The organism is Tamlana sp. I1, assembly GCF_015355625.1.
GTDB lineage: Bacteria > Bacteroidota > Bacteroidia > Flavobacteriales > Flavobacteriaceae > Pseudotamlana.
On record NZ_JACLAF010000014.1, the window covers coordinates 131,270 to 139,761 of the forward strand.

8 protein-coding genes are annotated in these 8,492 nt (G+C 33.4%); 5 read left to right on the plus strand and 3 right to left on the minus strand.

Features of this window, described 5'->3' with window-relative positions:
- Positions 1–15 precede the first annotated feature (15 nt).
- From hemH to H6X70_RS13860, 5 genes are all read left to right on the plus strand, one after another.
- Positions 16–1,050 carry a ferrochelatase gene (hemH, locus tag H6X70_RS13840; RefSeq protein ID WP_194768278.1) on the plus strand — a complete coding sequence of 345 codons (1,035 nt, stop codon included), beginning with the start codon at positions 16–18 and terminating at the stop codon, positions 1,048–1,050.
- Complete coding sequence (locus H6X70_RS13845) at positions 1,050–2,420, plus strand: MATE family efflux transporter (protein ID WP_194768279.1); 1,371 nt, start codon at positions 1,050–1,052, stop codon at positions 2,418–2,420. The genes hemH and H6X70_RS13845 overlap by 1 nt, the downstream gene beginning before the upstream one ends.
- 2 nt (positions 2,421–2,422) lie before the next feature.
- Positions 2,423–2,971: a CopD family protein gene (locus H6X70_RS13850; RefSeq protein WP_194768280.1), complete on the plus strand. Its 549-nt coding sequence runs from the start codon at positions 2,423–2,425 to the stop codon at positions 2,969–2,971.
- Positions 2,972–3,125: 154 nt separating this feature from the next.
- Positions 3,126–4,541 carry a sensor histidine kinase gene (locus tag H6X70_RS13855; RefSeq protein ID WP_194768281.1) on the plus strand — a complete coding sequence of 472 codons (1,416 nt, stop codon included), beginning with the start codon at positions 3,126–3,128 and terminating at the stop codon, positions 4,539–4,541.
- 286 nt (positions 4,542–4,827) lie between these two features.
- A complete protein-coding gene (locus tag H6X70_RS13860; RefSeq protein ID WP_194768282.1) occupies positions 4,828–5,610 on the plus strand; it encodes an enoyl-CoA hydratase/isomerase family protein in 783 nt (260 codons plus the stop codon).
- A 125-nt stretch (positions 5,611–5,735) separates the two neighbouring features.
- Here H6X70_RS13860 and H6X70_RS13865 read toward each other — a convergent pair whose 3' ends face one another.
- From H6X70_RS13865 to H6X70_RS13875, 3 genes are all read right to left on the minus strand, one after another.
- Positions 5,736–6,335 carry a hypothetical protein gene (locus H6X70_RS13865; RefSeq protein ID WP_194768283.1) on the minus strand — a complete coding sequence of 200 codons (600 nt, stop codon included), beginning with the start codon at positions 6,333–6,335 and terminating at the stop codon, positions 5,736–5,738.
- A 203-nt stretch (positions 6,336–6,538) separates the two neighbouring features.
- The gene (locus tag H6X70_RS13870; protein ID WP_194768284.1) at positions 6,539–7,150 is read right to left on the minus strand and encodes a hypothetical protein; all 612 of its coding nucleotides are present in this window, start codon (positions 7,148–7,150) and stop codon (positions 6,539–6,541) included.
- Between the two features lie 282 nt (positions 7,151–7,432).
- On the minus strand, positions 7,433–8,038 hold the full coding sequence (locus H6X70_RS13875) for a hypothetical protein (protein WP_194768285.1): 606 nt from the start codon (positions 8,036–8,038) through the stop codon (positions 7,433–7,435).
- Positions 8,039–8,492 lie beyond the last annotated feature (454 nt).

Sequence of the window (8,492 nt, forward strand, 5' to 3'; positions counted from 1 at the left end):
TAACTAAAAAAGGAAATGAAAAAAGGAATTTTACTCGTAAATCTTGGCTCTCCCGATAGTCCAACTCCAAAAGATGTTAAAAAATATTTAGCCGAATTTTTAATGGACGAACGTGTTATCGATATTCCTCTTGTAGCTAGAACTGCGCTAGTAAAAGGGATTATATTAAAAACACGTCCTAAGGCTTCGGCCGCAGCCTATAAAAAAATATGGTGGAAAGAAGGATCACCTTTAATTGTTATTTCAGAACGCCTTCAAAAAGCAATTCAGAAAAAAGTTGATGAGCCTGTAGGTTTAGCCATGCGTTATGGAAGTATGACTATAAAAAAAGGGTTGCAAGCCTTAGTTGATCAAGGTGTCGATGAGGTTTTATTGTTTCCCTTATATCCGCAATTTGCCATGGCTACCACCGAAACCATTACGGTACTTGCAGAAGAATTACGCCAAGAATTTTTTCCTAATATAAAAATTGAATCTGTTCCAGCTTTTTATAATAAACCCGATTATATCGAGGTGCTTTCTAATTCGGTTGCACATCATTTAGAAGGAAAACAGATTGATCATTTATTATTTTCATATCACGGTGTTCCAGAACGTCATATTAGAAAAAGTGATGTCACCAAATCCCATTGTAAAATGGATGGCAGCTGCTGTGAAACACCAAGTAAAGCGCACGAGTTTTGTTATAAACACCAATGTTTGGAGGTCACACGTTTGGTTGCCGAAAAGTTAAAACTCGAACCAGGAACATATTCTACATCCTTCCAATCGCGTTTAGGGTTCGATCCTTGGTTATTACCTTATACCGATAGAACTATTGAACGCTTAGGGAAAAACGGCATAAAAAACATGGCTATCGTAACGCCCGCTTTTGTAAGCGATTGTTTAGAAACCCTTGAAGAAATAGCTATGGAAGGCGCCGAGATTTTTCATGAAATGGGTGGGAAGGAGTTCACTACCATTCCATGTTTAAATGATGATGAAGCCTTTGTGAGTTTATTATCAAATTGGATAAATAACTGGGTCGCTTCAACAGTAACGCATCAATAATGGCAAAAATTGTATCTCAAGATTTAGGCACGCAACCCATTGGCAAATTGTTAATACGGCAAGCGGTTCCTGCATCTATAGGTATTTTAGTCATGTCTTTAAATATTTTAGTAGATACCATTTTTGTTGGGCATTGGATAGGAGTAACTGCTATTGCCGCTATAAACGTGGTGCTTCCTGTATCCTTTTTTATTGCAGCTTTAGGAATGGCGATTGGTATAGGCGGATCGTCTATTATTTCTAGAGCACTAGGGGCTTCAAACACTAAAAAGGCTTTAAAAACTTTTGGGAATCAAATTACTTTAACCTTACTATTATGTGTTTCTTTTGTGATGGTAGGTTTACTTTTTCAAGATAGTATTATTCACTCTTTTGGAGGTAAAGGTGCTATTTTCGAACCCGCAAAAATTTACTACCGCATTGTACTTTATGGCGTGCCTCTTTTAGCTTTAAGTATGATGGGAAATACCGTAATTCGCGCTGAAGGTAAACCTAAATTTGGCATGTATGCCATGATGATTCCATCGGTAAGTAACCTGGTTTTAGATTATGTTTTTATTAATCTTTTAGATCTTGGAATGACGGGTGCTGCATGGGCAACAACACTTTCTTACGGATTTTGTTTTGCTTTTATTTTATGGTTTTTTCTATCAAAACACTCTGAATTAAAAATTAATTTTTCACACTTCGGATTAAATTTAGGAGTTGTTAAAGAAATAAGTGCTTTAGGTTTTGTTACCCTTGCCAGACAAGCCGTGGTAAGTGTAACTTATTTATTTATGAATAATATTTTATACGATTTAGGTGGCGTAAATTCGGTTACAGCCTATGCCATTGTTGGGCGTATGCTTATGTTTGCCATGTTTCCTGTTTTAGGGGTTACCCAAGGTTTCTTGCCTATTGCAGGGTTTAATTATGGGGCTCAACATTACGATCGCGTTAAAAAAACCATCTATATCGCCATTAAATATGCATCGCTTTTGGCAACCTTAGTCTTTATAGTTTTAATGGTTTTTCCAGAAGCTATTACCAAAATGTTTACAACCGATGCCGAAGTCATTAAAGCAACGCCAAGTGCTATGCGCTGGGTGTTTGCAGCTACGCCTATAATTGCAATACAACTTATTGGGGCTGCCTATTTTCAGGCCATTGGAAAAGCGAAACCTGCCTTGTTGTTAACCTTAACACGACAAGGGTTTTTCTTTATTCCGTTAATTTTTATTCTGCCACATTTTTATGGCGAATTGGGCGTATGGTTATCCTTCCCGATAGCAGATACTTTGGCAACTCTTGTTACCGCATATTTTTTAAATAGAGAAATTGTAAATACACTAAAACCAAAACCCGTTGAGGTTAAATTAGAGGCTTAATTATGGAATATTACAACTATATAAAATCGTTTCATCTTATTTTTGTAATCACTTGGTTTGCTGGATTATTTTATATTCCGCGCTTGTTTGTTTATCAAATTGAAGCTTTTCATAAACCGTCTCCAGACAAAGAAATTCTAGGAAAACAGCTAAAGTTAATGGCTAAAAGATTGTGGTACATCATTACCTGGCCGTCAGCAATATTAGCTACTGTTTTTGCCGTTTGGTTACTTATTTTACAACCCCTTTGGTTAGAAGAACCTTGGATGCAAGTTAAATTGGCTTTTGTAGTACTTCTTATTATTTATCATTTAAAAACCCATCAATATTTCAAGCAATTGCAAATCGATGTGGTGAAAAAATCATCTAGTTTCATGCGTATTTGGAACGAGGGAGCCACATTTATTCTTTTCGCCGTTGTGTTTTTAGTCATTTTAAAAAGTGCGATTAATTGGGTTTGGGGCGTTGTTGGCATTATAGTTTTAGGTGTTTTAATCATGCTTGGTTTTAAAATTTATAAACAAATTAGAGCTAAAAATCCAGACGCTTAATTTGCTGTAAATCATAACTTCATATAAATTCTTATTTTTTAAATCGGCCTAAGGTTCCTTTGGTTTGATTATTGCTATATTTAAGCACTAATACAAGATTCAAGTGCCTTTTAGATTTAAAAAACCTTCGCTGCGTACCCGTATTTTTCTAGCTATGATCCTTTTGGTTTTGTTAGGCTCTATACTGATATCGGTAGTGGCTGTTAACCAATACAAACAGCAAAGTGAAGATTTCCATACCGAGCGTTTGGAGCGTATGGAAGAAAGTATAAGCACGCATCTTAGGCGTGTATTAAACGGCAGACACAATACTTGGGAGGTTAAAACCGAAAATATTGCCGTTATTTTTAAAGAAGAAATCTACAATATTGCCGACATACACAAACTACAAATTAATTTATACGATTTGGATGGGACTTTGCTCATTTCATCAAAGGCTGGTTTTAGAAATAATATTGCCGATAAATGCATAGATCCAGAGGTTTTAAATGCGCTTTCAAATACCGCTGTGCATAGGTATGTGGATAAGCATGTTGAAAATGGTGAAACCTTTTTATCGTCGTACACCTATCTTACCGATCAAAAATCTAAAGCGTTAGTTATTTTAAATATACCTTATTTAGAAAAGGATGATTTTTTAAGAAAGGAACTTCAAGAATTCTTAACCCGAATGGGCTATGCTTTTACTTTTGTACTGTTTATGGCTATTGGCTTGGCGTTTTTACTTTCTAAATACATTACCAAATCTTTAAAAGCGATTAGCGATAAAATTAATGCAACTAGACTTGAGCAACTTAATGAAAAAATTGTAGTAGACGATACTAGCGAAGAGATAACTACTTTGGTGAATTCGTACAATAGTATGATAGACGAGCTTGAAGAAAGTGCCATTCAACTCGCAAAAAGTGAGCGTGAACAAGCTTGGCGCGAAATGGCAAAACAGGTGGCTCACGAAATTAAAAATCCGTTAACACCAATGCGATTAACGGTTCAAAATTTTCAGCGGAAGTTTAATCCTGAAGATGAAAACATCTATTTGAAGGTTGACGAATACACAAAAACTTTAATTCAGCAAATAGATACCATGAGTTCTATTGCGTCGGCGTTTTCCAATTTCGCAAAAATGCCAGCCCAACAAAACGAGAACTTAAATGTGGTTGAAATTGTAAAACTAGCATTAGATATTTTCAACGAAAATTATATTGCTTTTTATGCTGAAACCGAAAAAGTTATTGCGAAAATTGATAGAACTCAGCTTATTCGTGTGGTTACCAATTTGGTGAAAAATGCTATTCAAGCCATGCCAGGAGAAAATACCCCCAAAATTGTGGTTCAAGTTTCTGAAGTCAAAGACAACGTGGTTATTTTGGTTTCCGATAACGGTTCTGGCATCTCTGAAGAAAGCCGAGAAAAAGTATTCGAACCTAAATTTACAACCAAAACAAGTGGTATGGGCTTAGGTTTGGCCATGGTAAAAAACATTGTTGAAACCTACAACGGAACCATTTCGTTTGTTTCAGAAAAGGATAAAGGCACTACTTTTAAAGTGGTTTTTCCAAAAGCTAGGTAGGAGGAGTTTAAAATTCCAGGCTTCCGCTAAGCTCCGCTTAGTGGCGGCGGTAAACCCATTCTCATGAAGATTTTAAAAATAAAAACAGTTTTATAAATTGGTAACTTGTGTTCTAAGCTTGATTATTTGAAGTTTACTTTTATGGCCACTAAGTAGAGCTTAGCGGTAGGGTTTATAAATCTGTTTCAATAATTATTACTAAGTCATTTCACAGTTCAGCTTAAAAAATTTCAGTAAATTTAATCGTCTTTAAAATGGCCTTTTTAAGGCGTAAAAACACTTCATTATGGCATACCAAACAATTATTTTAAATAGATCAGGCTTTATTAGTACGATAACAATTAATCGACCTAAAAAATTAAATGCTCTAAATAAAGAAACGATTAACGAGTTGCATGCTGCTTTTAAAGAAGCCGATTTAGACCCAAAAACAAAAGTTATTATTGTTACAGGAAGTGGCGAAAAAGCTTTTGTGGCTGGCGCCGATATTAGTGAGTTTTCAAATTTTTCTGCAGCACAGGGTAAAATGTTAGCAGCCGAAGGTCATGCCCATTTATTCGATTTTGTAGAAAACCTAAAAACGCCTGTTATCGCAGCTGTAAATGGTTTTGCTTTAGGTGGTGGGCTTGAATTGGCCATGGCTTGTCATTTTAGATTGGCCAGCGATAATGCCAAATTAGGATTGCCAGAAGTGTCTTTAGGGGTTATTCCAGGGTACGGAGGTACACAACGCTTGCCACAATTAATTGGTAAAGGTCGCGCCTTAGAAATGATTATGACGGCCGGGATGATTGATGCCCATCAGGCTTTAAATTTTGGTTTGGTTAATCACGTCACTACTCAGGAAGATTTATTGCCTCTTAGCGAAACGATAGCTCATAAAATAGCTCGAAATTCTTCGGTAGCGATAGGGGCGGCGATTAACGCGGTGAATGCAAATTACAAATCTGGTGTCAATGGTTTTGAAGTTGAAATTCAAGAGTTTGGAAATAGTTTTGGAACCGAGGACTTTAAAGAAGGGACTACCGCTTTCCTTGAAAAGCGAAAACCAGATTTTCCAGGGAACTAATACAAATCGTTTATATTTTCATTAATCATTTTATTAGGTTTCCTTAGAACTTTTTTAAAAACAAAAAAAGAGCGCTGTTTAAAGCGCCCTTTAGTTAGTGTTAATAGTAAGTGGTTCTTTTGAAATTAAATCATTTTTACAAATTCTCTACCAGCTGTGCGGTAAACTATTTTATAATCTCCTCGTGATAATCCTTTAAATTTGTAAACTCTCTCAATGTTTGTTGTGCCTTCAATGGTTTCAGACATTAAAAGCTCATCACCGTAGTTTGTAATTGCATAAATTTCAATCTTAAGAGGTTCGTTTTTAAGCTCCAGTTTACTTACGTAAACGATATTCCCTTTAACACGCGTAAACGGTTTGTAAATGGTTTCCTCTTTTTCTTTGTCGAATAAAACGGTTCCGTGAGTTACCAAAAAAGGAATGACATTTATTTCTAGATCTTTGTCTAATTCGTAAACATAAGCTCCATTTGGTAAGCTTGTTAAATCAAAAGCTTTTGTAAAGGTTCCAGAATTTTGAATTAACTCTTTATATAGTATAACGCCGTTTACATCTTTAATAGATAACAGGTTGCCTTGCTTTACGAAATTTAAAGTGAGGGAGGTTCTTTTTGCACCTTTTTCAATCGTGTAAAATGGTGCTTCTTTTGCGAAACTTAACAAGGTAGCTAACATAGTTACCATTAAGATTCCTTTTTTTGAGTGTTTCATTACGTTTTTCATAGTATGTTATTTTTAACGTTCAACATTATAAAGTTAGAACTCAAAATGAATATATAAAACATTGATATTGACTACTTTATGTGTTATTTTATCTGTTATTTTTACATCATTATTTTGTTAAACTAAAACTCTTGTAAACAAAAAAGGTGAACTTTTATAAGTCCACCTATTTAATAGTATAATAAGTTGTTGTAATCTAATTATTACTTAATCGTTTTTACAATTTGACGATTATTTGAATCTAATACAATGTTATAAGCTCCGTTTCTTAAGCCTTCTAATTTATAAATTCGTTCAATGTTTTTTGAATCAGCTTTAATAGTTTCAGAAAAAATAAGTTCTGAATTGTTGTTTGAATCCACAAAGTAAATATCAACATTTAGAGGAGACGCATCTAGAAACGATTTGCTTACATAAACAATATCATCTTCAACTTTAACCATTGGCTTATAAAGTGTTGTTTCTTTTGCTTTATTAAAATTTGCTACGCCAGATGCTACTGTAAAAGGAATCACTTTAATTTCTAAATCTTTATCAACTTCAAATTTATAAGATCCGCTTGGTAAAAAGCTTAAATCGAATCCTTTAGAGTATCTTCCAGTTGCTTTAATAGTTTCTTTATAAAGTACAGTACCATAGTTATCTTTAAGCGATAAAAGACTGCCTTCTTTTACATAGTTTATTGTAAGTGCAGTTGTTTTAGCAGCTACATTTTCAACAGTGTAAATTGAAACTTCATTTGCGAAACTTAATGTAGTAACAAATAAGGTTACCATTAAAATTCCTTTTTTCGAGTGTGTAAGTATCTTTTTCATAATTAATTGTTTTTAACTTTCTATAGTACAAATATACAGCCGATTTACGTGGTGTAAAACATTGAAATTGACCAATTTATGTGTTATTTTACCTGTTATCTTTAAGTTATGTTTGGGTTAAATTAAAATAGCATATAACAGAGGTAATTCTGTTAATTTTGTATCGTTTTCTATTTTAAATTTGAAGGTGATGCCTGGTTTTATTTTGGTTTTTTTAAAACAAAAAAAGGTGAACTTTTTTAAAAGCCCACCTTAATCAACTAAACTAAATTAAAATGTATATTAGAAGTATTTTTCAACCGTTTTTCCAGCAGAACTAAGTACAATTCTGTAGTTTCCTTTGTTTAAACCTTCTAGTTTGTAAACACGTTCTATTTTTTTAGAGTCTGAAATCGATTCTGTATGAATAAGTTTTTCTTCTCTGTTAAAATCTGTGTGGTAAATTTCAATATCAAGAGATTCGTGATCTATAGATAATTTACTCACGTAAACTAAATCGCCTTCAACACGTGCAATTGGTTTGTAAACGGTTGTTTCTTTTGATTTTTCAAAAAAGGCAATACCATTTGTAATTTTGAATGGAATTAAATTTATTTCTAAATCTTTATCAACTTCAAAAGTGTAGATTCCGTTTGGTAAAAAAGACAATTCAAATTGTTTTGAATACTTTCCAGATTCCTTAATGGTTTCTTCATAAAGAATAGCACCATATTTATCTTTAAGCGTTAATAAGTTGCCCTCTTTTACATTGTTTAATGTAAGTGCTGTTTTGTTTACTACAATTTCTAGGTTGAAAAAAATAGTAGATTCTTTTGCGAAACTTAATAAGGTAGCAAACAATGTTACCATTAAAATTCCTTTTTTCGAGTGTGTAAATATATGTCTCATAATATGTTGTTTTTAACTTTCTATGGTACAAATTTACAGCAGAATGCCGTGTTGTAAAACATTGGAATTGACGGATTTGTGTGCTATTTTATCTGTTATTATAATGTTGTGTTTGTGTTAAGTTAATTTGGCATATATTCAGGGTAATTCTGTTAATTTTGAACAGTTTTTTAGTTGTTTTTTTGAATATATAGCTTTTCTTAACAGCTTAATGATGGTGAAATTAAATTGCTCTCTAATATTTGGACTTGGTTGTGAAGCTGATTTGTTTTTCTTTTGAAATAAATGTTGAATCTCTAACTATTATTTTCTTGATCGAAAAGTTTTGGGTCAATCTCAAAAGTTGTGGAGCATCTAAAAAAGCAAGACCTTTGAATAAAAATTTTTAATGCCATCAGATTCATTATTAGCCATAGCCAATTTATTACTTCCAGAAATACTTATTAAGTATTTT

Bases quoted from the DNA above. Each gene is read 5' to 3' on its own strand.
- H6X70_RS13865 (WP_194768283.1), bottom strand. From the start codon at position 6,335: ATGAAAAACGTAATGAAACACTCAAAAAAAGGAATCTTAATGGTAACT.
- H6X70_RS13850 (WP_194768280.1), top strand. From the start codon at position 2,423: ATGGAATATTACAACTATATAAAATCGTTTCATCTTATTTTTGTAATC.
- hemH (WP_194768278.1), top strand. From the start codon at position 16: ATGAAAAAAGGAATTTTACTCGTAAATCTTGGCTCTCCCGATAGTCCA.
- H6X70_RS13845 (WP_194768279.1), top strand. From the start codon at position 1,050: ATGGCAAAAATTGTATCTCAAGATTTAGGCACGCAACCCATTGGCAAA.
- H6X70_RS13875 (WP_194768285.1), bottom strand. From the start codon at position 8,038: ATGAGACATATATTTACACACTCGAAAAAAGGAATTTTAATGGTAACA.
- H6X70_RS13855 (WP_194768281.1), top strand. From the start codon at position 3,126: ATGATCCTTTTGGTTTTGTTAGGCTCTATACTGATATCGGTAGTGGCT.
- H6X70_RS13860 (WP_194768282.1), top strand. From the start codon at position 4,828: ATGGCATACCAAACAATTATTTTAAATAGATCAGGCTTTATTAGTACG.
- H6X70_RS13870 (WP_194768284.1), bottom strand. From the start codon at position 7,150: ATGAAAAAGATACTTACACACTCGAAAAAAGGAATTTTAATGGTAACC.